Origin of the sequence: Pseudomonas folii, from assembly GCF_014357575.1 — a bacterium.
Taxonomy (GTDB): domain Bacteria; phylum Pseudomonadota; class Gammaproteobacteria; order Pseudomonadales; family Pseudomonadaceae; genus Aquipseudomonas; species Aquipseudomonas folii.
This window is the reverse complement of record NZ_JACONW010000008.1, coordinates 1-23,394: the sequence shown is the minus strand read 5'-3', so window position 1 is coordinate 23,394 and position 23,394 is coordinate 1. Positions and strand designations below refer to the sequence as shown.

Here is a 23,394-nt window from a genome sequence, read left to right as displayed (position 1 = left end):
CCCGGATATTATTCATTGATGCGACTCGCAAGCCCGTTGGCGCTGTCGATCAGCACCCTGCGGTAGTCGGCGTAATGTTTTTTTGCATCTGCTCGTGGAGCAACGATGCACAGCGTTGCAATGCACACGCCATGTTCGTCTTTGACTGGCGCCGCGAAGCAATGAGTGAAAGTGTCAGCAACACTATCGAAGGAAAAGAAGCCTTCCTCACCCGCCTTGCGAATCTCGCTCAGGAAGGTCTCAAGTGGCAGGCGCTGACCATCGGGCAACACAAAATCATCGGTATCAATCAGGTCGACTATTTCCTGATCGCTAAGGTGGCATAGCAACAAACGCCCGGAAGCAGTCCACGGAATCGGCGCGTTTTCGCCGATATTGGAGGAGATCCTAAAGTGTCGCTCACCCTCTTTCATCAGCGCGACGGTGTACTTGCGGCCATTGAGCAGGCACATCTGCGCAGTTTCCCGGGTCTGACTGACGATCTCGCCCAGGCAGACTTCGGCCTCGCGGGTGAAGTCGAAATGGCGCAAGTGCGCCTGACCGAGAAAATACAGCTGACGCCCCAGGTAGACATGCCCGTCCCTGCCCACGGACTCCAGGATGCGTCGCTCCAGCAGCGAGCCGACCAGTTCATAGACCGTCGACTTGGGGCCGCCAATCCCGTTGGCGATCTCGTTGGGCCGCATCGGTCTGGCCTGTTCCTTGAGAAAGTCGAGGATATCGAACGCCCGATCAAGCCCACGGGCACGGCGTTTGATGGTGTCTTCGGTCATATGCGCATCCTTCGATATTTACTGTAGAAGCTCACGAGCCCCGCGAGGCAGCGATGGCGGCCTGTCTGATACACCGCTATCGCGGCCTCGCGTTGCTCGTGCGCTCCTACCGGTCGACTGTGTGCCGCCGCGGGCAGCGCGGCAGCGCCTGCCGGTCAGGCCTTTTTCTTGTAAGCCACGCAGTCAATCTCGACCTTGCAGTCAACCATCATGCTGGCCTGCACGCAGGCGCGAGCCGGAGCGTGTTCGGGTGTGAAGTATTCACCGAACACTTTGTTGAAACTCCAGAAATCCCGCGGATCTTCCAGCCAGACGCCAACCCGGACCACATCTTCCAGCCCATAACCAGCTTCAGTGAGGATCGCTACCAGGTTCTGCAGTGTCTTGTGGGTCTGCTCAACGATACCGCCGACAATGATTTCGCCATTTTCGGCGGGCACTTGACCCGAGACATGGAGCCAGCCGTCAGCTTCTACAGCGCGAGCGAAAGGACGTGGTTGACCGCCCCCGGCGACGCTACCAGCGCCATAACGAGTGATGCTCATGAAGATCTCCTCTCAAATAGAAGTTAATCAACCGAATAAACTGTTGGAGCGAGCGGGCGGCGATCCAACAAATCCGGTGTTGCCAAAGCGCTGTGTCCGAGACGCAAGACAATCTCGTATCACAATATCAATTCCGCTATATCGGAACATAATCTGAAATAGCGGAAACATAATTTCGAGTGTGCCACAGCACTGGATGGAAAAAAACCAACGAGTATCATCCGCGATGGTCTGTCTGATGACATGCCCGAAAAAAATACAACGGAGATCCAATGGCTACAGCAGAACATCCGCACAAACTGGCGCTGGAAACTTTCCTGGCGCAGCGTCCCGAACTGCAACAGGAGCTGGAAAAGCTCAATCCCTTGGCCGCGCAGGCTGCCGGACTGACACGTGATCAATATCGCGAGGAGTGTTTGCATGAGGCCTTCGAGGCCGAGGCCGAACGTCAAGGTTTGTTTGCCTGGGAGCTTACTTTGCAACTGACCGCTGCAAGCGCTGAGGAATATGAAAGCCAGCGCCGTGAGGTGCATAAGGAAGTGGCCCAGATGGCCGGCATGGACTGGGTCGAATATTGCGAGCTGAACAAGCTGGAACCTTGACCTTGGCCCGCGGGGCGTGACCGTTCGTCGCCATAAAGGGCACTCTTGCAAGGGGGTGGCTGACCAATATCGGGTAACGCTCATAAATTGGAGACGTACCATGATGAAGTCAAAGACGACTAACTTATTGCTCGCAGGCCTGCTTTCACTTTCGTTTGGCTCCGCTTTCGCAGCTTCCACCAGCACGGGTCCTGTAAAACCTGAAACTGGCGGTGTGCAAACTGGCTCGGCAGTGCCACCGGGCACCCATCCTGCTCCATCATCGGGCAGCACCAAAAGCGCTGACGCAAATGGCCGGGCCACGGGTTCAGGCGCAGGCAAGTCAGTTGATGGCGGCACCACCGGCAGTGCGGTCGGCAAAACTGGCGGCCCAGGCAAGAACGGCCCTAACGGCACCGGTGGCGGTGCTGCTGGATCCCCCGATAATTGATCGGTGCGAACGTAAAAAAGCCCGGCTATTGAAGCCGGGCTTTTTTTGTCCTGATTTCAGGTTGATGCCTACAAACAAGTCACCAACGCAGCACCGCGACGCTCAGTCGCCAGATTGGAAGACGGCGCGTAATACTGGATCGCGCTTGCACCGCCTTGAGGCTGCACATCGACAAAGAACTCTGCGCCCGTGTTGTAAACAGTGAAGCCCTTCTCACTGGACTGCAAAAAGGCATCCGCCTCGGCCCCCATCAGTGCCTCGTCCTGCCAGGAATATTCAATGCACTGCGCAACCACCGCCGCAGTTTTCTGACTCGAATAGGTCTTGTAGGGGCCAACAGCGCGCGCCTGGTTGGACGGCGATGTGCAGCCAGCCAGCACCGCCAGGGCCAGTGCCGAAATCAGAAGTTTCATGACATTCCTTGAACGCGAAAAAAGCGGAGTCTACACCGCTGGGCAAAGCGCATGAACCAGACATGCACCCGCCCCGCTTTTTCACGCCTCAGTGAGCTGCTCTTCGTATTCCTTGACGTATTTGCCAGCCAGGGATTGTTTCTGCTGCTCGTCGAGTAACTTGCCCGCCATCTGAAAGAACTTCTGCTCTTCTTCTTTCAAGTGATGGTGAACCTTCTCGGACAGCTTCTTGGCAGTGGCCAGCCAGGCAGGACTGGACATCTCGGTCTCGTCCAGGGTTTCCATCATCTCGTCCATCTCATGGTGTTCCGAGATCGCATGACGACTCAGATCGATACCGTTGTCATGTTCCATCAGCGGGATATAGAAGAAGCGCTCTTCGGCGGTTTCATGGGCCTGAAGTTCAGCTTTCAACTGCTTGTAGGCCTCTACACGCTCAATGTTGTCACCGCTGGTCTTGACCAGAATGTCGGCATAGTTGCGCTGACGGTCATGACTTTCTCTCAAGGCTTCAAAAATATTCACAGGCTGTACTCCTCGGACAGCTTCCGAATGTGGAAGCGATGGTTACTAGACATCTCCGGGAAAGCGGCAGTTCAGTCCTTTATTACTGCAAATTCGCTGGCAGGGCTCTGCGCCCCTTTGGCAGTCAGGTTGATGGCGAGTCGGCGTGTCAGGGACGCCGCCTCGCGAACAAGTTCTCTCCTACCGACGGCGCGCACGCGATGGATGATTAATCCTGCTTGCCATACAACTGCCACTCACTCTATGCGACAATGCGCGCCAAATTCGGCATGAATCCCGCATTCATTTCCAGTCATCCGACTCTTTACGTCGCAGATGCTGGCTAGATATGGCCCAAAGAATGGCCTCGGCCCGTGATAAAAATCGCCAGGGCAAAGACGGAAACGGGCATCAAATCGGTATCGGCTGCATCCAGCCAAATCCAAGTTATTGAAAGGTAAGGTAATTGATCTCCACAGCGAATATCACCATGCAGTTCGGCGCCAAACCCTTGTTCGAGAACGTCTCGGTCAAGTTTGGTGCCGGTAACCGTTACGGCCTGATCGGCGCCAACGGCTGCGGTAAATCCACCTTCATGAAGATCCTGGGCGGCGATCTGGAGCCTTCTGGTGGGCAAGTGATGCTCGAGCCGAATGTGCGTCTGGGCAAGTTGCGTCAGGACCAGTTCGCCTACGAAGAATTTACCGTGATCGATACGGTGATCATGGGTCACGAAGAGCTGTGGAAGGTCAAGGCAGAGCGTGACCGCATCTACTCGATGCCGGAAATGACCGAAGAAGACGGCATGGCCGTCGCCGAACTGGAAACCGAATTCGCAGAAATGGACGGCTACACCGCGGAATCCCGTGCCGGTGAATTGCTGCTGGGTCTGGGTATCGGCATCGAACAGCACAACGGCCCGATGAGCGAAGTGTCGCCAGGCTGGAAACTGCGCGTGCTGCTGGCCCAGGCGCTGTTCTCCGACCCTGAAGTGCTGTTGCTCGACGAACCGACCAACCACCTGGACATCAACACCATTCGCTGGCTGGAAAACATCCTGACCCAGCGTAACAGCCTGATGATCATCATCTCTCACGACCGTCACTTCCTGAACAGCGTGTGCACCCACATGGCTGACCTGGATTACGGCGAGCTGCGTCTGTTCCCGGGCAACTACGACGAGTACATGACCGTGGCGACCCAGTCCCGCGAGCAACTGCTGTCGGACAACGCCAAGAAGAAAGCACAGATTTCCGAGCTTCAATCGTTCGTCAGCCGCTTCTCGGCCAACGCCTCGAAAGCCAAGCAGGCGACTTCCCGCGCCAAGGCGATCGACAAGATCCAGCTGGCCGAAGTCAAGCCTTCCAGCCGTGTCAGCCCGTTCATTCGTTTCGAACAAACCAAGAAGCTGCACCGTCAGGCGGTCATCGTCGAGCGCATGGCGAAAGGCTTCGACGGCAAGCCTCTGTTCAAGGATTTCAGCTTCCAGGTTGAAGCAGGCGAGCGCGTGGCGATCATCGGCCCGAACGGTATCGGCAAGACCACCCTGCTGCGCACGCTGGTCAACGAGCTGACTCCGGACGCCGGCAGTGTGAAGTGGACCGACGCTGCGGAACTGGGTTACTACGCTCAGGACCACGCTCACGACTTCGAAAACGACGTCACGCTGTTCGACTGGATGGGCCAGTGGACTCAGGGCGAGCAGATGATCCGCGGTACGTTGGGCCGGATGTTGTTCTCCAACGACGAGATCCAGAAATCGGTCAAGGTGATTTCCGGTGGTGAACAAGGCCGCATGCTGTTTGGCAAGCTGATCCTGCAAAAGCCAAACGTACTGATCATGGACGAACCGACCAACCACCTGGACATGGAATCCATTGAAGCGCTGAACCTTGCGCTGGAAAACTATCCAGGCACGTTGATCTTCGTCAGCCACGACCGTGAATTCGTGTCCTCGCTGGCTACACGCATTATCGAGCTGAGCCCGGACGGCGTAACCGACTTCAGCGGCACCTACGATGACTACCTGCGTAGTCAGGGTGTGGTGTTCTGATAAGGCTGATCAATCTTTGAGCTTGCAAAACCGGTAGGAGCCAACTTGTTGGCGAGAGTGTCAGGCAGTAATGCCGTTACTGGAATGGCCCCTCGTGAACAAGTTCGCTCCTACCGGGGCATCACTCGAGCTCTTCCACACAGCCTGAAATGAAAAAGCCCGGTCAATCTGACCGGGCTTTTTATTTCAGGGCAGGCATTACTGGATCTGCAGGACCTCGACCCACAATGCGCCCTTGCCAGACTCCGCTTCACTGGCGCGCTTGAGCGCACCCTTGTCCCCCACGCTGTAAACACCTACCTTGTCGGCTTTTTCACCGGTCACCAGCACCCACTTGCCGTTTGGCGAGAAGGCGATATTGCGCGGCTGCTTCTCTTCCACCGGGTAGTTATCAAGAAAGGTCAACGCACCAGTTGCGCCATCGACTGCGAATGCCGATACCGAACTGGTGGTGCGCTCAGTCATGAGCAGCAGTTTGCCGTCTGGCGACAAGCGCAGGTCAGCTGCCCAGATGCGTGGCGTCGGGTCATCCTTCAGGTCGTTGTTGCTCGCGTCTCGCACTTCACCGTGGACCAGTTTCAAACGCTCTGGAATACCACTGGCCTGGGCCACTTGAGTCAGTGCGCCAGTCTTGTCGTCAATCGAAAACGCAGTGACGGTGCCGCTCATCTCGCCATCGACAAACAGAAACTTGCCGTCGCTGGAAAAAGCCAGATGCCGAGGGCCGGTTTTCGCCGGTACGCTGACAAAGCCACTGCCGATCGGCGTCAGTGCTCCGGTCTTGTCGTCCAGCCGATATTGCAGCACGTGATCAGCACCGAGGTTGCCGGCGTAAGCAAAGCGGTTGCTCGGATCGGTGCGGACCGAGTGCGCATGCGGGCCGGTTTTATAAGTCTGGATTTTTTCGTCGGGTTTCTTCGCTTCATCGATGGCTTGCACCGTGATGGCATCAGCGCCGTAAGAAGCACCCATCAGGAAGCGGCCGCTGCGGTCCGTGGACAGGTAAGCCAGGCTTTCAGCCAGCGGGCCTCGGGACAGTTCAGTCAAACGCCCGCTTTTGGGATCAATGCTGAAGCCCACCACCTGAAAAGGTTTCACCCGCAACGCCGCGTACAACACTTTGCCATCTGGACTGATGGCCATCGGGTTGACCATGTCTCCTGCCTTGGTCTGCTCCACCAGGCTTAGCTTCCCGCTGGCTTCATCCAGACTGTATTGGGAAATCAGTCCGTCAACAGGGCTGGAGATATAAGCGAAGGTCGACGCATTGACGTTCATGCTTAAACCACAGACGACCGCAGCGGCCATAAGAAGGGGTTTGCTCACAGAAGATCCTTTATTTTTATGGTTGTGGTCAGTCATCCTATGACCACTTTAGATTTCCAGCAATTACTGTTTTACGAATTGCTGCGTGTTTAAATCGTTAGCCTGCTTTCATTTGTCTGCGACCGGGGCGATGATGTGGCCACTCCCAACCGCCTGCCAGCGAAAGAGCCCAATGTCCGTTGCCACCCCGCCCTCGCCTGCCGCACAGCCCAGCTCCATGATGATCACCCTGCAGATCATCTCTGTCGTCTTCTATACCTTCGTTGCCTTCCTGTGCATTGGTTTACCGATTGCGGTATTGCCAGGTTACGTCCATGACCAACTGGGCTTCAGCGCAGTGATCGCAGGTCTGACAATTGGTTCGCAATACCTTGCGACCCTGCTCAGCCGTCCGGTGGCCGGGAAGATCTGCGACACCATCGGCACCAAGCTGGCCGTGGTCTACGGCATGTCAGGCATCACGCTGAGCGGCGTGTTGACCTTCGCTGCAGCCATGCTGGATCACTTGCCCTCCGTTAGCCTGACTATCCTGATTATATCCCGGCTGTTCCTGGGGGTTTCCCAAGGGCTGATCGGCGTGGGCAGTATCAGTTGGTGCATCGGCAAGGTTGGCCCGGAACACACCGCCAGGGCCATTTCATGGAATGGCATCGCGTCTTACGGCGCCATCGCCATCGGTGCGCCCCTGGGCTATCTGATGAGTCAGGAACTGGGTTTCTACACCCTGGGCATCGCCTTGTCAGTCATGGCCTCCCTGTCGCTGCTGGTGATCCGCAAACAAACCGCACCGCCGGTGATCAAGGGCGAGCGGCTGCCCTTCTGGTCGGTGTTTGGCCGGATTGCACCCTACGGTCTGAGCCTGACCCTGGCGTCGATTGGCTACGGCACCATGACCACGTTCATCACTCTGTTTTATGTCAGCCGCGGCTGGGAAGGTGCGGCCTGGTGCCTGAGCGTCTTCGGCGTGTGCTTTATCGCGGCGCGGTTGTTGTTTATCGGTGCGATCAACCGACTGGGCGGTTTTACCTCGGCCATTCTCTGCATGGGCGTCGAAACCCTGGGACTGGTGCTGCTCTGGGTATCGCCCAACACCGCATTTGCCTTGACCGGTGCGGGTCTGACGGGCTTAGGTCTGTCGCTGGTCTATCCGGCGTTGGGCGTCGAAGCGATCAAGCAAGTGCCCTCCAGCAGCCGTAGCGCCGGGTTGAGTGCTTATGCTGTGTTCTTCGATCTGGCTCTGGCCATCGCCGGACCGATCATGGGCGCGATTGCCTTGGGGTTGGGTTATTCGTGGATTTTCTTCTTCGCTTCGCTGCTGTCAATTGGCGGGCTTGGCCTGACGGTACTGCTGTCGCGTCGTGCGAGGGCTCAGGTTAGCGGGGCATAAAAAAGATGAACTGGAGCACTACGCACCAGTCCGATCTACATACCCCGTTTATAGGAGCATCCGCGTGCCCCCTGATCCTGCTGGCGTAAGCGCCGACCTAGTGGACATGAGTGATACCCCCGACATTCACCGATTGCGCGTACTCACGGTCAATACGCACAAAGGCTTCACTGCGCTCAATCGACGTTTCATCCTCCCCGAACTGCGCGAAGCTGTGCGCAGCACCAGTGCCGACCTGGTGTTTCTCCAGGAAGTGCTGGGCAGCCACGAGCGCCACGCTTCGCGACACCCTGACTGGCCAGAAACCTCACATTACGAATTCCTGGCCGACAGCATGTGGAGCGACTTTGCCTACGGTCGCAATGCGGTATACCCCGACGGTCACCACGGCAACGCGATCCTCTCGAAATACCCGATCCTGCAGCACCGCAATCTCGATATTTCCATCACCGGCCCCGAGCGCCGTGGCTTGCTGCACTGCGTACTTCAGGTGCCCGGCCACGATGAAGTCCACGCGATTTGCGTGCACCTCAGCTTGCTGGAAAGTCACCGGCAGTTACAGCTGGACCTGCTCTGCAAACTGCTGGACTCCCTGCCCAGCCATGCGCCGGTGATCATCGCGGGGGATTTCAATGACTGGCAATTGCGCGGCAATAAACGCCTGGCCCGTTGTGAGTATCTGCACGAAGTCTTCGAACGCCACCACGGCGCGCTGGCTAAGTCCTACCCGGCACGTTTCCCGATGCTGCGTCTGGACCGGGTTTATCTGCGTAACGCCACCAGTCATGAGCCGCGGATTCTGGGTAACAAGCCCTGGACACATCTCTCGGACCATCTGCCTTTGGCGGTCGAAGTGCATCTGTAATAGCCGTTGCGCATAAAAACCCTCGATACCTACCTGCGGTCGGTCAACTTCTTGACGGGCCTCGGATTGTCTCCTTAACTTCTGTTGTTACTCGTTGAAATGATTGCTTATTGAAAACAATCAGGATCCTGAGCGACTGCCCCGCAGTCGCTCGACTACGGCGCGGTTGCTGGCATTGATGAAGCAGTGAAAGCCTCCCTGACCCCGCAGCAGGGAGCGCGGTCATGAGAAAAATATGGTTTCGTAACGATGCAACTGGCTACACCGGAATAGCCCTGGCAATAGTAATCACCCTCCTCCCCGAATCGACTGAAGCGGCCTGTGACCTGAACTCCACCATCGGCTCCGACATCCAGATTTGCGACAGCGGTAGCAGCGGCCCGCTGACCAACCCTGGCGGGAACAACACGCTGATTTTTCCTGTGGGGGGCACCGGCTCCATCATCGGCAACGTTTCATTCGGTGCCGGTCAGGACCACATCGAGATGAATTCCGGGAGCATCGTTGGCGACTTCAATCAGGGCGCCGGGGTCGATACCTTCCGCATTACGGCCGGGACTATTACCGGTGACGTGAATCAGAGCTTTGACCCCGATGACTTCTTCATGAGTGGAGGGACAATGCGTTCGCTCACCCAAGGCGATGGCCTGGATACCTTCCTGATGACAGGAGGTACGATCAGCACCGCATTCGAAGACGGTGATATCGCCCGCATGACCGGTGGCAGCATCGGCCGGGTCGACATGAAACTGGACGATAATCTGTTCGATATGTCGGGCGGCACCATTATCAATAATCTGGTGACGGGTTTTGGCCGGGACACGATTATCTTGTCCGGTGGCAGCATTGGCGGGGTCATCAGCGTCAGTGGTGGCGATGACAGCATCACGGTTTCTGGTGGCGAGGTGAAAGGCGGGATACGTGCCAGCTTCGGTAATGACACGTTCAGTTGGCGCAACGCTGGTTTTGTCAGAGGCACGGTATTGATGGCAGACGGCAATGACCTTGCCTTCCTGACCCAACTCAACGAAACGACGCTGGGAGCCAACCCGCTACTCGATGGCGGGTTGGGCACCGACCTGCTCACTTTCGATGCGGTCAGCACATCGGTCCCGGCTCGCTACGCCAATTGGGAGACAGTCAACCTGAACAACGGCAGCCTGTTGGATCTGAATGGCGAAATAGTGCTTGGCGATACAGCGAGCGGCACCGGCGTCTTGAACGTCGACACGAGCAGCACTATCACCTCCAGTTCCGGTGGCGTGCGCCCGTTCAGTGCCGTGCAGCTGGCAACGCTAAACAATGCCGGCACGCTAGACCTAAGCCGCAACGGCACGGCGACCGACACTCTCACTATCAACGGCAACTACGCAGGCAGCAATGGACGACTGCTGCTGCAATCCGTGCTGGGTGACGATTCATCGTCGAGCGACAAACTGGTGGTCTCTCAAGGCAGCCTGTCCGGCACGACGCAAATCAATGTCACCAACCTGGGCGGTCCGGGTGCTGCAACTGCGCAGAACGGTATTCAGGTCGTGGAGGCCAATAACGGCGCCACCAGCGAAAACACCGCGTTTTCACTGGGCAACTCACTATCGGTCGGCGCTTACGACTATTACCTGTTTAAAGGAGGCGCTACGGCGGGATCAGAAAACAGCTGGTTCCTGCGTTCGACCGTGCTGGCGCCTCCTCTCGTGCTGGCTGTGCCCAATCCAGAAACGCCGACGCCTGTCCCTCCCGGGCAACCCTCTCAGCCCACAACACCGACGTTACCCGCCAGTCCAGGCACTCCAACACCGCCGACAACAGCCCCTTTGCAACCCGCGGCGTTTGCGCCAGTTGCAGCCATCGGCACCCCGCCGCTACCGGCAGCAGTTGCTGGTGCAGCACCGATTCCCCTCTATCGCCTGGAAGTACCGAACTACGCCGTAGTGCCTCCCGCAGCTGCGGTGCTGACGCTGATGTCGCTGGGCACTTTTCATGATCGTCAGGGTGAGCAGAGCCTGTTAACAGAGTCAGGGTGGGCGCCGGCTGGCTGGGGGCGGATATTTGGCAGCAGTGTAAAACAGAGCTGGTCCGGTACAGTTGATCCAAGCCTTGACGCCTCGCTCAAGGGCTATCAAGTCGGTCACGACCTTTATGCTGCACAGCACGACAACGAGCGGATACAACGCGCTGGCCTGTTTGTCGGGCATAGTCGACTCGATGGCGACGTGAAAGGCTTCGCGGGCGGGTTTCAGGACCGTAAAACCGGCAAGCTGAAACTCGAAGGCGACAGCCTCGGGCTTTACTGGACACTGACTGATCCCAAAGGCTGGTATGTCGATGCCGTCGCCATGGGCACCCGACTGGATGGCTACAGCCGCTCTGATCGAGGCGTGCGCATTGACACCAAAGGTCGTGCACTGACGTTATCTGTTGAAGCCGGGTATCCGATTCCTCTTGGCGCTGATTGGGTTATCGAACCGCAAGCACAGTTAATCCATCAGCACATCAAGCTCGACAGCCAGAACGACGGTATATCGGATGTGTCCTTCGACTCCCAGTCCTGGAATACGGCACGGCTTGGCGCGCGCCTTAAAGCTCGGTACATGGTCAGTGGGTTGCCCATTGAGCCCTACGTGCGCACAAACCTGTGGCACAACTTTGACGGTGCAGACACCGTCACTTTCAATCACACCGACAAGATAAAGACCAAGCACCGCTTTAGCTACGCCAACGCAGGTGCAGGCGTCGTGGCCACGGTTTCGCCGGGGGTGAGCGTCTATCTCAGCGCAGACTACAGCGAGAATATGGATAACCAGTACTTGAGTGGGATCGCAGGAAATCTGGGGGTACGGGTGAGTTGGTAATGCGGTCCAACGTAGATCGCATCCAGCCTTATCATCGGAGTGTGGCCCAGACCAAGCCCAGCCCCTACAGGTCTGATGTGATCCCGAGATTGGCGCAGTGAAGTGGGACCGGCTTTAGCCGGGAAGAGCTGTTACAGCTGACACATGTATCGTCAGGAATATCGCCTTCCCGGCTAAAGCAAGCCCCAAGTCGAAATTCAGCTTGCAGGCACACATGGAATCTCCCACATCAGACCGAAAGTCCATTGTGGGAGAGCTGCTTGCCCGCGATTGGAGCGCCTCGGTGCTTCTACTTGACGCGATTAACCCTCACTCGCCTTAGGCTTGAGAATCAACACCGCCAACGGCGGCAGGTTCAGTACCAGCGAGACTGGCTGACCATGGCTTTTAACCTCATCAGCGTGCACGCCGCCGCCATTACCCAGGTTCGAACCTGCATACATTTCGGCGTCGCTGTTTAGCAACTCTGTCCAGTTGCCGCCAAATGGCACGCCCACGCGATAGGCCTCACGCGGCACCGGGGTGAGGTTGGCAACCACCAGCAATGGCTCGCCCTCCTTGCTCCAGCGCATGTAGGCAAACACGCTATTGGCAGCATCGTCCCCAATCAACCACTGGAAGCCCATCGGCTCGGTATCACGCTCGTGCAGCGCCTTCTCTTCGCGGTAAACCCGATTGAGATCGCTCACCAGTTTTTTCACGCCGATGTGCTCGGCGTACTGCAACAAGTACCAATCCAGTTGTTCGTCGTGATTCCACTCGCGCCACTGACCGAACTCGCACCCCATGAACAACAGCTTCTTGCCCGGATGGGTCCACATGAACGTCAGGTAAGCCCGCAAGTTGGCAAATTTCTGCCAGCGATCACCGGGCATTTTGTCGATCAGGGAATGCTTGCCGTGAACCACTTCATCATGGGAAATCGGCAGGATGAATTTCTCTGACCAGGCATACATCAAACCGAAACTCAGCTCGCTGTGATGGTGGCCGCGGTGGATAGGATCCTGCTGCATGTAATGCAGCGTGTCATGCATCCAGCCCATGTTCCACTTGTAGGCAAAGCCAAGGCCGCCCTGCTGTGTGCTCTGGCTGACACCCGGCCATGCGGTGGATTCTTCGGCAATCACCAGAGTGCCTGGTGCTTCCAGTGCAACCACGTCGTTGAGGTGGCGCAGGAAATCGATGGCTTCGAGGTTTTCACGACCACCAAAACGGTTAGGCACCCACTCCCCGGCTTTACGCGAGTAATCCCGATAAAGCATCGAAGCCACGGCATCCACGCGCAGACCATCGATGTGGTAGTGCTTGAGCCAGTGCAGTGCCGACGCCAGCATGAAGCCATGCACTTCGGTGCGACCCAGGTTGTAGATCAGCGTGTCCCAGTCCTGATGGAAGCCTTCCTGTGGGTTGGCGTATTCATACAGTGCCGTGCCGTCAAACTGCGCCAGACCGTGGGTATCGGTAGGAAAGTGTGCAGGCACCCAGTCCAGAATCACGCCGATTTCGGCCTGGTGACAGGCATCGACGAACGCAGCGAAATCCTCGGGCGAACCGTAGCGCGACGTCGGGGCAAATTGCGCCAGCAGTTGATAGCCCCACGAACCACCGAACGGATGCTCCATGATCGGCATCAGTTCGATGTGAGTGAAGCCCAGTTCCTTCACGTACGGAATCAGACGATCTGCCAGTTCACGCCAGTTGTACTGACGCCATTGGCCTTCGTCGTTCTGCTCCATCTGCCAGGAACCGGCGTGCAGCTCGTAGATCGACAGCGGCGCATGGGTGCCGTGACGGTCGCCACGGGATTGCAGCCAATCGTTGTCGTGCCATTCAAAGTGCAGCGGTGCCGACACCTTGGACGCAGTATCCGGCGGCAGTGTCGTTGCCAACGCCATCGGGTCGGATTTGAGCGGCAGAATCCCGTGAGGGCCGAGTATCTCGAATTTGTAGAGCTCCCCCGGTTGCAGACGGGGAACGAACACTTCCCACACCCCCGTAGGATGGCGCAGGCGCATTGGGTGACGGCGGCCGTCCCAATTGTTGAAGCTGCCGACCACCGAGACGCGGCGAGCGTTGGGTGCCCAAACCGAAAAACGTACGCCCTGAATGCCTTCGACCGTGGTCACTTGTGCGCCCAGGCAACTGCTCAGATCGCGGTGATTACCCTCGGCAAACAGGTACAAGTCCATCTCGCCCAGCAGCGGGCCGAAGCTGTACGGGTCTTCAGTGATCTGCTCACCGCCCGCCCAGTTGATCTTCAACAAGTAAGGCTGGACGTCAGGGAAGCGTCCGACAAAAAAGCCCGGCACTTCGCTCATTTCCAACGTGCCCAGTTCATGCCCGCCTTCACGAGCGAGTACCGTCACGCTTAACGCCGCAGGCAGATAAGCCCGGATAATCTGCCCGTTGGCACCATCGCCATGCGGGCCCAGGATCGAAAAAGGATCACGGTGTTCGGCACGGATCAATGCATCCATGTCTACGGCAGCGGGCATCAGTTGCTGACCCGCACCAGTTTTGTCAGGCGCATTCATCAAGACTCTCCATCAGACAGATTGAGCAGACCACGCAAACCTTGCAACGGCACGGACAGCCAGGTCGGGCGGTTTTCAGCTTCGTAGACCACTTCATAAGCGGTTTTTTCCAGGGTGAACAGCTCAAGTGCTGCTTTTTCACCCTTGGCGTCTTTCCAGGCGTGGGCCAGTCCGGCAGTGGCCGAACGATAACCTTCGATGAAGGCAGCGCGGGCCTGGTTCAAATAAGTTTCAGCAACACGGCGACGTGCTTCGGCAGCTTCCGGCGATGTGTCGACGCTCTGTGCGCTGCGCACGGCCATGGCCGACGCATAATCGAAGGAACGCAGCACGCCGCTGACATCCTTGAACGGGCTGTATTTGGCACGCCGCTCCTCAACCGATCGCGCGGGCTCGCCTTCGAAGTCGATCAGGTAAGCATCACCTTTGACCACCAGAACCTGACCGAGGTGCAGATCGCCGTGAACCCTGATCCGCAGACCGCCCACCGAACGCTTGGCCAACGCTTGCACATGGGCCAGAACCTTCTTGCGATTGGCCAGCAAATCACTGACCAGTTGCTGATCTACCGGCTCCAGCCCTGACTTGTTCTGTTCCAGCAACTTCAGCGCGTGCTCCATTTGAGCGGTGACGCTTTTCCCGGAAGCCTGGCTGTCCTTGACGCTGGTGACTTCCACTGCAAAATCCGGGTTGTCGGTGGACGACGCCAGGACCTGATGCATTTCGCCCAGACGTTTGCCCAGATTGCCCGCGAAATCTTCCAGCTCCAGCAGTGCGTTGTAATGCTGTTCCTGGCCGGAAATACCGTGGGACATTTCGTCACGAACAGCCCGTTCCAGATTGTTCTGGGTCCATTCCCAGGCATCGCCCTGATTGCTCAGATAACCTTGGGCGATCATCAGCAAGTGTTGCTGACCATCGTTGCCGACGCGCACTACGGAGCCCAGCAGCGGCGAGATGTATTTGTAACCGGCGTTGGTCAGGTAAGCGCCCATCTCCAATTCCGGATGGATACCCGGATTGACCCGACGAATCATTTTCAGCACCAGGCTGCTACCAACGACCACAGAGCTGTTGGACTGCTCGGCCGACAGGTAGCGAACCTCAGACTCATTGCCAAGGCCCAGCGGCGGCAACTGAGACGTGTGCTCGAAACGCAACTCCCCTTCGCTGCTAGGCAGCACGGTTTGCACTTGCATCCCGTGCACCACCGCGCGGATGAAGGTTTCCAGCGTAAAAGCGTCGGTGACCAACCCCACCTGACGACCGCGACGCACACGAGCCAACGCCAGTTGCTGAGGCAAGGCGCTGCTGATGTCGTCTTCAGCCAGCATGCCGAATGGCAGCTGATAGCGCGCGTGATGGTCGCCCGCCGTGACTTCGATTTCACTCAGTAACACAGGATGTGCGGCATCGCCAAAGCGCACCGCATAAGCGATGTGTACCTTGTCGATGGCTTTATCCTTGGCCGCAAACCAGCGACGCTTGGGCAAATACTGCGCCAGTGAGTTCTGTTCCATCACGGTGCGCAGAGGTTCGTCGAGCAATTCTTCGAGACGTTTTTTCAGGACCATAGTCGGGAAATCCGGGATGCTTTGTGCAGGTTCCACATGCCAGGTGGGCATCTGGTTTTCTGCGGCCAGCAAGAACCAATAGAAGCCATAAGGCGGCAGCGTCAACAGGTAATTCAATTGACCAATAGGCGGGAACGCACTGCCACCCAGCATTTCCACGGGCACGGTGCCCGCGTAGGCGGAAAGCTCCAGCTCAGCCGCCTGAGAGGCGCTGGACATATTGGCAACACAAAGAATGATTTCGGTCTTGCCATCCGGCCCGGTGTATTCACGGGTGTAGGCCAGAATACGTCGGTTGCTCGGCGACAGCATTTTCAGCACGCCGCGCCCGAACGCCTTTTGCTGCTTGCGCACGGATAACATGCGCCGATTCCAGTTCAACAGCGAATGCGGGTCGTTATTCTGGGTCTCTACGTTGACCGACTGGAAGCCGTACAGCGGGTCCATGATCGGTGGCAACACCAGACTGGCCGGGTCGGCACGCGAGAAGCCGCCGTTGCGGTCGATAGACCACTGCATCGGGGTCCGCACGCCATCCCGGTCACCGAGATAGATGTTGTCACCCATGCCAATCTCGTCGCCGTAGTACAAGGTTGGGGTGCCCGGCATCGACAGCAGCATGCTGTTGAGCAGCTCAACCCGGCGACGATCGCGCTGCATCAACGGTGCCAGACGACGACGGATGCCCAGATTGATCCGGGCGCGGCGGTCGGCGGCGTAGTAATTCCACAAGTAATCGCGCTCGCGATCAGTGACCATTTCCAGGGTCAGCTCATCGTGGTTGCGCAGGAAAATCGCCCACTGACAATTGGCTGGAATTTCCGGGGTCTGCCGCAAAATATCAGTGATGGGGAAACGGTCTTCCTGGGCCAACGCCATGTACATGCGCGGCATCAAGGGGAAGTGAAACGCCATATGGCATTCGTCGCCGTTGTCACCCTTGGTGTCGCCGAAATACAGCTGAGTGTCTTCCGGCCACTGGTTAGCCTCCGCCAGGAGCATCCGGTCGGGATAGTTGGCGTCGATCTCGGCACGGATCTGCTTGAGCACCGTGTGAGTTTCAGGCAGGTTTTCGTTGTTGGTGCCGTCGCGCTCGATCAGGTACGGAATCGCATCCAGACGCAGGCCATCAATGCCCATGTCCAGCCAGTAACGCATCACGTCCAGCACTGCTTCCATCACCACCGGGTTATCGAAGTTCAGATCCGGCTGGTGTGAATAGAAACGGTGCCAGAAATACTGCTCAGCGACCGGGTCCCAGGTCCAGTTGGACTTTTCGGTGTCCAGAAAGATGATGCGAGTGCCATCGTACTTATCGTCGGTATCAGACCAGACGTAGAAATCCCGTGCCTTGGAGCCCTTCTTGGCCTTACGAGCTTTCTGAAACCACGGGTGCTGATCCGAGGTGTGGTTGATCACCAGCTCAGTGATGACCCGCAAACCGCGTTTGTGGGCTTCGGCGATGAATTTTTTCGCGTCGGCCATGGTGCCGTAGTCGCTGTGTACACCTTTGTATTCGGCAATGTCATAACCATCATCACGACGCGGCGATGGATAGAACGGCAGCAGCCAGATGGTGTTTACACCCAGGTCGGCAATGTAATCCAGCTTGGAGATCAGGCCGGGAAAGTCACCGATGCCGTCGTTGTTGGAATCGTAGAACGACTTCACGTGGACCTGATAAATCACTGCATCTTTGTACCAGAGCGGGTCTTTGATAAAGGCCGCGCTCTTGGGTTTCTTTGCCATGGTCATTCCCTGTTAATTGGACTGGATACGCCAGATGCCGAAAGGCTGATACGAAGGATCGAGACGCATGAACTGGGACTTTCCGTACCAGGTCCAGCGGTGTCCGGTCATCAAGTCTTCACCGGAGGTGGCCGCGTCATCTGGTAAACCCATTTCCCACAGGGGCAATTCGAAATGCGCTTCCTGCGCATTGAAAGGATCAAGATTGACGGCAACCAGCACAAAGTTGCTGCCGTCAGCGCTGCGCTTGCCGAAATACAGAATGTTGTCATTCCAGGCCGTGTACAGCTTCAGGCCCAGATGGGTGTGCAGCGCCGGGTTTTGGCGGCGAATGCGATTGAGCTGGGCAATCTCGGCAATGATATTGCCGGGCGCGGTGTAGTCCCGAGGGCGTAACTGGTACTTCTCGGAGTCCAGATACTCTTCCTTGCCCGGTACGGGTGCCGACTCACACAATTCGAAGCCGGAATACATGCCCCACAGACCCGAGCCCATGGTTGCCAACGCAGCACGAATGAGGAATCCGGCACGCCCGGACTCATGCAAAAAGTGCGGATTGATATCGGGTGTATTGACGAAGAAGTTTGGCCGGTAGCAATCACGCCAAGGAGCTTCATTGAGCTCGGTGAAGTACTGCGACAACTCAGCCTTGGTGTTACGCCAAGTGAAATAGGTATAGCTCTGGGAATAACCGACCTTGCCCAGCCGCGCCATCATCGCTGGCTTGGTAAAGGCTTCTGCAAGGAACATCACATCCGGATGCTGGCTGCGGACGTCGTCGATCATCCACTGCCAGAATGGCAAAGGCTTGGTGTGGGGATTGTCGACCCGGAAGATTTTCACCCCCTCCTCGACCCAACCCAGCACCACGTCGCGCAACTCAAGCCACAGGCTCGGAATCGCATCTGGCGCGTAGAAATCAACGTTAACGATGTCCTGATACTTCTTCGGCGGATTCTCCGCATAGCGGATCGTGCCGTCCGGACGCCAGGTGAACCAGCCCGGATGCTCCTTGAGCCACGGGTGGTCCTGAGAACACTGGATGGCGAAATCCAGGGCGATTTCCAGACCGTGCTCGGCTGCAGCCGCCACCAGATTGCGGAAGTCCTCGCGACTGCCCAGTTGCGGGTGGATCGCGTCGTGGCCGCCGTCTTCACTGCCGATGGCATAAGGGCTACCGGGATCATTCGGGCCAGCCGTCAGGGAGTTGTTGGGTCCTTTGCGATGGGAACGACCGATGGGATGAATCGGCGGGAAATACAGCACGTCGAAACCCATGTCGCGAATCGTTGGCAAACGGCTGTGCACATCATTAAAGGTGCCGTGACGCTCGGGATCATCAGTGATCGAACGCGGGAACAGTTCGTACCAACTGGCGAATTGCGCCAGTTCACGCTCCACATCCAGCGGGAACTCAACGCTGCGACTGAGGAACGCGTGGTTGTCAGCCTGACTCATCAGCGCCGACGTTTCGCTGTTCAGCAGCAGCGCTACACGGGCTTCGGGCTCAGCCTTTTCCAGCTCGCCAAGAACACCGAGAATTTGCGTCTTGAGCTCTCCGGAACTGCGTTCGGCAGCGTGTTCAAGGTGAATCCGGCCTTCAGTCAACTCCAGCTCGATGGAAACGCCGGCACCGAACTTCTTCTCCAGCTCATAGCGATAACTGGCGAACTGATCGATCCACGCTTCGAGACGGAAAATATAACGGCTGACACTGGTCGGCGTGAATTCACCGGTCCAGCTGTCATTACCCAGCTCCTGCATAGGCGCGCTGTGCCAGGTCTCCTCGGAAACAGAACGCCAGCTAATGTGAACGGCCAGTTTGTCGTGACCGTCTGCATACACTTTGCTGGTCACTGTCACGGGCTGACCAATGATGCCTTTGACAGCAAATAACCCGCCATCAATTACCGGAGTCGTGTCTTCAATCACGATCCGCGGCAGTTGCAGGGCTTGGGTCAAAGGTAGAGGTCGAGTCGGGTTTGAAACATCACGGGCCAGGGAATCCGGGCCATACGGCTGATCAGCGGTCACATTCATCGAGCATCACTCCTCACGCCCCTGGGGACGCTCCTGTGCAATCCATGCATTGACGATGGTCAGGCCGCCTTACCGCTGGCTACCTGAGCAAGAATTTTTGAGTGGCCACAGTCAACTGACTGAATCCGGCCTACTGGTTTCCGAGCGGTCCTGGACGGGAAAAGTTCAAAGAGGTTTGCAGTCGATGCGCACATGCCGAGTGTCAGCTTAGCCGCAGATTCCTGCGCCGCCCGTTAATCGCTTGAGCCATCCGCGAATGCGTGCGGTCAAAACAGGCGTGTCCAGAAAATGTCATGTTGCAAACGTATTTGCCCCTGTGCATTTCCAAAGTAGAGGTGACGCCAATGAGCATTCCAGTCCCAGCTGAAACACCCGATCCGATGATCGACGACCCCGCTTTGCCGGTGCCAACACCCGATCAGGAGCCGCCATCGACTCCACCCGAGGTGACACCGGACCCTATCGGTGACCCGCCACCGAATGAGCCACCAGCTATTTTGGGTGAGGATTTCCCTGAATAAAGATGCCGATCAAGGCTTTTCCGAACCGTCCTTTTTGTCCGGGTTGTCTTCCGTCGGGTCAATCTTGTTCACGACAATCGGCATCAGGTTCAGGATGCCCAACGCCAGGATGGTGCTTAACACCGCTGTAGCCTCCCGCCCCATCCCCGCCGCGATTCCGATCGCGGCGGTCATCCACAACCCCGCTGACGTGGTCAGACCCTTGACCTGATCGGTGCGTTGCGCGCGATCCTTGAGGATTGTTCCGGCCCCCAGAAAGCCAATCCCTGCGACGATGCCCTGAATGACCCGGCTAAGCGCAGCGTCATCGGCACCCGCCATATGAGGAGCCAGCACAAAAAGCGCGGCCCCCATGGACACCAGCATGTGCGTGCGTACCCCCGCCGCCTTGCCCTTATGTTCCCGTTCAAAACCCAGAATCCCGCCAAGCAATGCCGCGAGCGTGAGTCGAACCGTGATCCGGGTCAGCTGCGAGGCATCGGTAATATCGGAAAATTCGGATTGCAGCGTTAACCAGACTTCTTGCCACCATGCGGTCATTGTTGCTCCTTGGATTGTGTAGCGGACAAACGTTGAATCTGTAAGCTGCCGAAGGCTGCGATGGCGGTGCGTCAGGATGAATGCTTCGCAGCCTTCGGCAGCTCCTACAGGAAGGCATGTCTGCGCGTTCGTCGCGTTCAGGTTCGAGTGCAGGAATGGACAGCAGCGGAACGCAAGAGTGCAGCAGCCTTGCGCTATCTGATCCGGTTTTTTATCGTTAAGCTGACGCTGTTCTCTATTACCTCCGCCGCTCACCCTATGGCTACCTGCCAAGCCGTAGATATGAGCGTCTGACATGATCGAACACAGCCCGCGAGACGCCATGAAGCGCTACGAGAAATATGCCGATACCATCGCCGAACTGATCCGGACCGGCGTTCTGGCTCCGGGGCAGCGGGTACCGTCGGTGCGCTATGCGAGTCAGACCCACGGCATCAGCCCGTCAACCGTGTTCCAGGCGTATTACCTGCTGGAACGCCGCGGGTTGATCAGTGCACGACCTCGCTCCGGTTATTTCGTTAACCCGAAGGCACTGGATCAATCCGGCCACAGCTTCAACGAACCGCTGAAGGACGCCAAGGTGGGCGAGTCCACCGAAGTGGATGTCAGCGAACTGGTGTTCTCGGTACTGGACTCCATCAAAGACCCCAACACTGTGCCTTTTGGCTCAGCGTTCCCCAGTCCGATGCTGTTTCCCATGCAGCGCTTGTCGCGATCACTGGCCAGTGCCAGTCGGGACATGGACCCACGGATGGTAGTCACCGACATGTCTCCCGGCCACCCGCAACTGCGCCAGCAAATTGCATTGCGCTACAGGGTTGGCGGGCTGGTACTGCCCATGGAGGAACTGCTGATCACCAACGGCGCGCTGGAAGCGCTGAACCTCTGCCTGCAGGCTGTCACCGAGCCGGGTGACCTGGTTGCCATCGAAGCGCCGGCTTTTTACGCCTGCCTGCAGGTGCTGGAGCGCCTCAAACTCAAGGCGGTGGAAATTCCGGTGCATCCTCGAGACGGCATCGACCTGGACATCCTCGCGCAGACGCTACAGCGCCATCCCATCAAGGCCTGTTGGTGCATGACCAGCTTTCAGAATCCCACGGGCGCGCTAGTGCCCCAAGCTCGCAAGCAAGCGCTGGTCGAGCTGCTGCGGGAACATCAGGTGCCGCTGATCGAAGACGATGTCTATGCCGAGCTGTATTACGGGCCTCACGCGCCCAGACCGGCCAAGGCGTTTGATACGGAGGGTTTGGTGTTGCACTGCGGTTCGTTTGCCAAGAGCCTGGCGCCTGGCTACCGGATCGGCTGGGTGGCCGCCGGGCGCTATGCGCAGAAAATCGAACGTTTGAAGCTGATGACATCGCTTTGCGCATCAATGCCCGCCCAGGCGGCGATTGCTGATTATCTACAGCATGGCGGCTACGACCGGCATTTGCGGAAACTGCGCTACGCCCTTGAGGATCAGCAACGGGCGATGCTGGGGGCCATTGCGCGCTACTTTCCGGCACAGACCCGAGTCAGTCAGCCAGAAGGCGGCTACTTCCTGTGGCTGGAACTGCCAGAGCTAGTCGATTCATTGCAGGTATTCAAGATAGCGCTGGCCCAGGGAGTCAGCATCGCGCCGGGCCCGATCTTTTCTCCGACCCGACGTTTCCGCCACTGCATTCGATTGAATTACGGCGGCGCCTGGAACGACGCGTCGGATAAAGCCATGCAGACCCTTGGACGGATCATTCACTCTATGCTTGCAAGCTGAACCGATCAGCGACCACCACCCAGATCGATGAATGTGCCGGTTGCATACGACGCCTTTTCTGACAACAGCCAGACGATTGCTTCAGCAACTTCTTCGGCGACGCCGCCACGGCCCATGGGAATACCGGATTCCAGTTTGCTGACCCGGTTGGGGTCACCGCTCAGGGCATGGAAATCAGTAAAAATGTAACCAGGCCGAACGGCGTTGACGCGAATGCCCTCGCCTGCCACTTCCCGGGCCAGGCCCGTAGTGAACGTGTCGAGCGCGCCCTTGGAGGCCGCATAGTCGACATATTCACCGGGGGAACCGAGACGTGATGCAACCGAGGACACATTGACGATACTACCGCCTTTACCCCCATGCCGGGGGGACATGCGCAGCAGCGCATGCTTGCTGCACAGGATCGGACCGACCACATTGGTCATCATCATTTTCAGCAAACGGAACTCGGTCAGCTCTTCGACACGAGAGGCGTGAGCCACTGTTGCAGCGTTATTGACCAGGTGAGTTACCGGTCCGAACTCGGCATCGACCCGGGCGAACAGGCGCACGATTTCATCCTCATTACTGACGTCAGCCTGGACCGCCATCACCGGCGCGCCCATCGCCCGGACCTGCTCACAGATACGTTCGGCAGACTGATGATCGGAGTGGTAGTTGATGCAAATTCGATAGCCTTGGGCTGCGGCAAGCAATGCAGTGGCGGCACCGATACCCCGGGAGCCACCGGTGATGATGAGAACTTTATCCATAAATGTCTCCTGTAGAAGTACGCATGACGCTGATCAAACGAAACTCAGTACTCTGAATTGAAATGCATTTGCCGTTAGAGCCGACACGGCGCTGCATTGAGGCAGCCATTGGACCTGTAGGAGTGAGCTTGCTCGCGATGGCGTCAGTTCATGCGATAAATTCGTTAACCATGAAATCGAA

The 23,394-nt window shown here is 57.5% G+C and carries 18 protein-coding genes; 8 read left to right on the top strand and 10 right to left on the bottom strand.

What is annotated here, in order from left to right; genetic code table 11:
• Window positions 1-8 precede the first annotated feature (8 nt).
• Window positions 9-773: an IclR family transcriptional regulator gene (locus H8S59_RS03290; protein ID WP_187520510.1), complete on the bottom strand. Its 765-nt coding sequence runs from the start codon at window positions 771-773 to the stop codon at window positions 9-11.
• Window positions 774-928: 155 nt separating this feature from the next.
• The gene (locus H8S59_RS03285; protein ID WP_027899441.1) at window positions 929-1,318 is read right to left on the bottom strand and encodes a RidA family protein; all 390 of its coding nucleotides are present in this window, start codon (window positions 1,316-1,318) and stop codon (window positions 929-931) included.
• Window positions 1,319-1,590: 272 nt separating this feature from the next.
• On the opposite strand from H8S59_RS03285, the gene H8S59_RS03280 reads away from it, so the two are divergent.
• On the top strand, window positions 1,591-1,920 hold the full coding sequence (locus H8S59_RS03280; protein WP_187520509.1) for a DUF6388 family protein: 330 nt from the start codon (window positions 1,591-1,593) through the stop codon (window positions 1,918-1,920).
• Between the two features lie 100 nt (window positions 1,921-2,020).
• Window positions 2,021-2,350, top strand: a complete 330-nt coding sequence (locus tag H8S59_RS03275) for a hypothetical protein (RefSeq protein WP_095093819.1) — start codon at window positions 2,021-2,023, stop codon at window positions 2,348-2,350.
• A gap of 68 nt (window positions 2,351-2,418) precedes the next feature.
• Here H8S59_RS03275 and H8S59_RS03270 read toward each other — a convergent pair whose 3' ends face one another.
• Entirely contained in the window at window positions 2,419-2,763 is a 345-nt protein-coding gene (locus H8S59_RS03270; RefSeq protein ID WP_187520508.1) for a 2-oxoacid ferredoxin oxidoreductase, read from the bottom strand.
• 81 nt (window positions 2,764-2,844) lie between these two features.
• Window positions 2,845-3,288, bottom strand: coding sequence for a hemerythrin domain-containing protein (locus H8S59_RS03265; protein ID WP_095093821.1), 444 nt, complete (start codon window positions 3,286-3,288; stop codon window positions 2,845-2,847).
• Window positions 3,289-3,733: 445 nt separating this feature from the next.
• On the opposite strand from H8S59_RS03265, the gene H8S59_RS03260 reads away from it, so the two are divergent.
• A complete protein-coding gene (locus H8S59_RS03260; protein ID WP_095093902.1) occupies window positions 3,734-5,320 on the top strand; it encodes an ABC-F family ATPase in 1,587 nt (528 codons plus the stop codon).
• A 198-nt stretch (window positions 5,321-5,518) separates the two neighbouring features.
• Here H8S59_RS03260 and H8S59_RS03255 read toward each other — a convergent pair whose 3' ends face one another.
• Window positions 5,519-6,646 carry a beta-propeller fold lactonase family protein gene (locus H8S59_RS03255; RefSeq protein WP_187520507.1) on the bottom strand — a complete coding sequence of 376 codons (1,128 nt, stop codon included), beginning with the start codon at window positions 6,644-6,646 and terminating at the stop codon, window positions 5,519-5,521.
• 172 nt (window positions 6,647-6,818) lie between these two features.
• On the opposite strand from H8S59_RS03255, the gene H8S59_RS03250 reads away from it, so the two are divergent.
• From H8S59_RS03250 to H8S59_RS03240, 3 genes are all read left to right on the top strand, one after another.
• Window positions 6,819-8,033, top strand: coding sequence for an MFS transporter (locus H8S59_RS03250; protein ID WP_187520506.1), 1,215 nt, complete (start codon window positions 6,819-6,821; stop codon window positions 8,031-8,033).
• A gap of 106 nt (window positions 8,034-8,139) precedes the next feature.
• A complete protein-coding gene (locus H8S59_RS03245) occupies window positions 8,140-8,898 on the top strand; it encodes an endonuclease/exonuclease/phosphatase family protein (protein ID WP_187520543.1) in 759 nt (252 codons plus the stop codon).
• Window positions 8,899-9,122: 224 nt separating this feature from the next.
• The gene (locus H8S59_RS03240; protein ID WP_187520505.1) at window positions 9,123-11,750 is read left to right on the top strand and encodes an autotransporter family protein; all 2,628 of its coding nucleotides are present in this window, start codon (window positions 9,123-9,125) and stop codon (window positions 11,748-11,750) included.
• A 302-nt stretch (window positions 11,751-12,052) separates the two neighbouring features.
• Here H8S59_RS03240 and glgB read toward each other — a convergent pair whose 3' ends face one another.
• Genes glgB through H8S59_RS03225 form a run of 3 tightly spaced genes read right to left on the bottom strand, consistent with a single transcriptional unit; the run spans window position 12,053 to window position 19,647 of the window.
• Complete coding sequence (gene glgB / locus H8S59_RS03235) at window positions 12,053-14,284, bottom strand: 1,4-alpha-glucan branching protein GlgB (protein WP_187520504.1); 2,232 nt, start codon at window positions 14,282-14,284, stop codon at window positions 12,053-12,055.
• On the bottom strand, window positions 14,284-17,607 hold the full coding sequence (gene treS / locus H8S59_RS03230; protein ID WP_187520503.1) for a maltose alpha-D-glucosyltransferase: 3,324 nt from the start codon (window positions 17,605-17,607) through the stop codon (window positions 14,284-14,286). Before treS ends, glgB begins: the two co-directional genes overlap by 1 nt.
• A 12-nt stretch (window positions 17,608-17,619) precedes the next feature.
• Window positions 17,620-19,647, bottom strand: coding sequence for an alpha-1,4-glucan--maltose-1-phosphate maltosyltransferase (locus tag H8S59_RS03225; RefSeq protein ID WP_095093908.1), 2,028 nt, complete (start codon window positions 19,645-19,647; stop codon window positions 17,620-17,622).
• Between the two features lie 344 nt (window positions 19,648-19,991).
• On the opposite strand from H8S59_RS03225, the gene H8S59_RS03220 reads away from it, so the two are divergent.
• Window positions 19,992-20,168: a hypothetical protein gene (locus tag H8S59_RS03220; protein ID WP_187520502.1), complete on the top strand. Its 177-nt coding sequence runs from the start codon at window positions 19,992-19,994 to the stop codon at window positions 20,166-20,168.
• A gap of 9 nt (window positions 20,169-20,177) precedes the next feature.
• Here H8S59_RS03220 and H8S59_RS03215 read toward each other — a convergent pair whose 3' ends face one another.
• Window positions 20,178-20,708, bottom strand: a complete 531-nt coding sequence (locus tag H8S59_RS03215) for an MgtC/SapB family protein (protein ID WP_095093910.1) — start codon at window positions 20,706-20,708, stop codon at window positions 20,178-20,180.
• Between the two features lie 322 nt (window positions 20,709-21,030).
• Here H8S59_RS03215 and mapR point away from each other — a divergent pair, with 322 nt between their 5' ends.
• Window positions 21,031-22,461, top strand: a complete 1,431-nt coding sequence (gene mapR, locus H8S59_RS03210; protein ID WP_187520542.1) for a GntR family transcriptional regulator MpaR — start codon at window positions 21,031-21,033, stop codon at window positions 22,459-22,461.
• Between the two features lie 5 nt (window positions 22,462-22,466).
• On the opposite strand, the gene H8S59_RS03205 is transcribed toward mapR, so the two are convergent.
• Entirely contained in the window at window positions 22,467-23,213 is a 747-nt protein-coding gene (locus tag H8S59_RS03205; protein WP_095093912.1) for an SDR family oxidoreductase, read from the bottom strand.
• Window positions 23,214-23,394: the final 181 nt, after the last annotated feature.

Coding starts and splice junctions, on each gene's coding strand:
- H8S59_RS03290 (WP_187520510.1), bottom strand. CDS start 773: ATGACCGAAGACACCATCAAACGCCGTGCCCGTGGGCTTGATCGGGCG.
- H8S59_RS03285 (WP_027899441.1), bottom strand. CDS start 1,318: ATGAGCATCACTCGTTATGGCGCTGGTAGCGTCGCCGGGGGCGGTCAA.
- H8S59_RS03280 (WP_187520509.1), top strand. CDS start 1,591: ATGGCTACAGCAGAACATCCGCACAAACTGGCGCTGGAAACTTTCCTG.
- H8S59_RS03275 (WP_095093819.1), top strand. CDS start 2,021: ATGATGAAGTCAAAGACGACTAACTTATTGCTCGCAGGCCTGCTTTCA.
- H8S59_RS03270 (WP_187520508.1), bottom strand. CDS start 2,763: ATGAAACTTCTGATTTCGGCACTGGCCCTGGCGGTGCTGGCTGGCTGC.
- H8S59_RS03250 (WP_187520506.1), top strand. CDS start 6,819: ATGTCCGTTGCCACCCCGCCCTCGCCTGCCGCACAGCCCAGCTCCATG.
- H8S59_RS03245 (WP_187520543.1), top strand. CDS start 8,140: ATGAGTGATACCCCCGACATTCACCGATTGCGCGTACTCACGGTCAAT.
- H8S59_RS03240 (WP_187520505.1), top strand. CDS start 9,123: ATGAGAAAAATATGGTTTCGTAACGATGCAACTGGCTACACCGGAATA.
- glgB (WP_187520504.1), bottom strand. CDS start 14,284: ATGAATGCGCCTGACAAAACTGGTGCGGGTCAGCAACTGATGCCCGCT.
- treS (WP_187520503.1), bottom strand. CDS start 17,607: ATGGCAAAGAAACCCAAGAGCGCGGCCTTTATCAAAGACCCGCTCTGG.
- H8S59_RS03225 (WP_095093908.1), bottom strand. CDS start 19,647: ATGAATGTGACCGCTGATCAGCCGTATGGCCCGGATTCCCTGGCCCGT.
- H8S59_RS03220 (WP_187520502.1), top strand. CDS start 19,992: ATGAGCATTCCAGTCCCAGCTGAAACACCCGATCCGATGATCGACGAC.
- H8S59_RS03215 (WP_095093910.1), bottom strand. CDS start 20,708: ATGACCGCATGGTGGCAAGAAGTCTGGTTAACGCTGCAATCCGAATTT.
- mapR (WP_187520542.1), top strand. CDS start 21,031: ATGAAGCGCTACGAGAAATATGCCGATACCATCGCCGAACTGATCCGG.
- H8S59_RS03205 (WP_095093912.1), bottom strand. CDS start 23,213: ATGGATAAAGTTCTCATCATCACCGGTGGCTCCCGGGGTATCGGTGCC.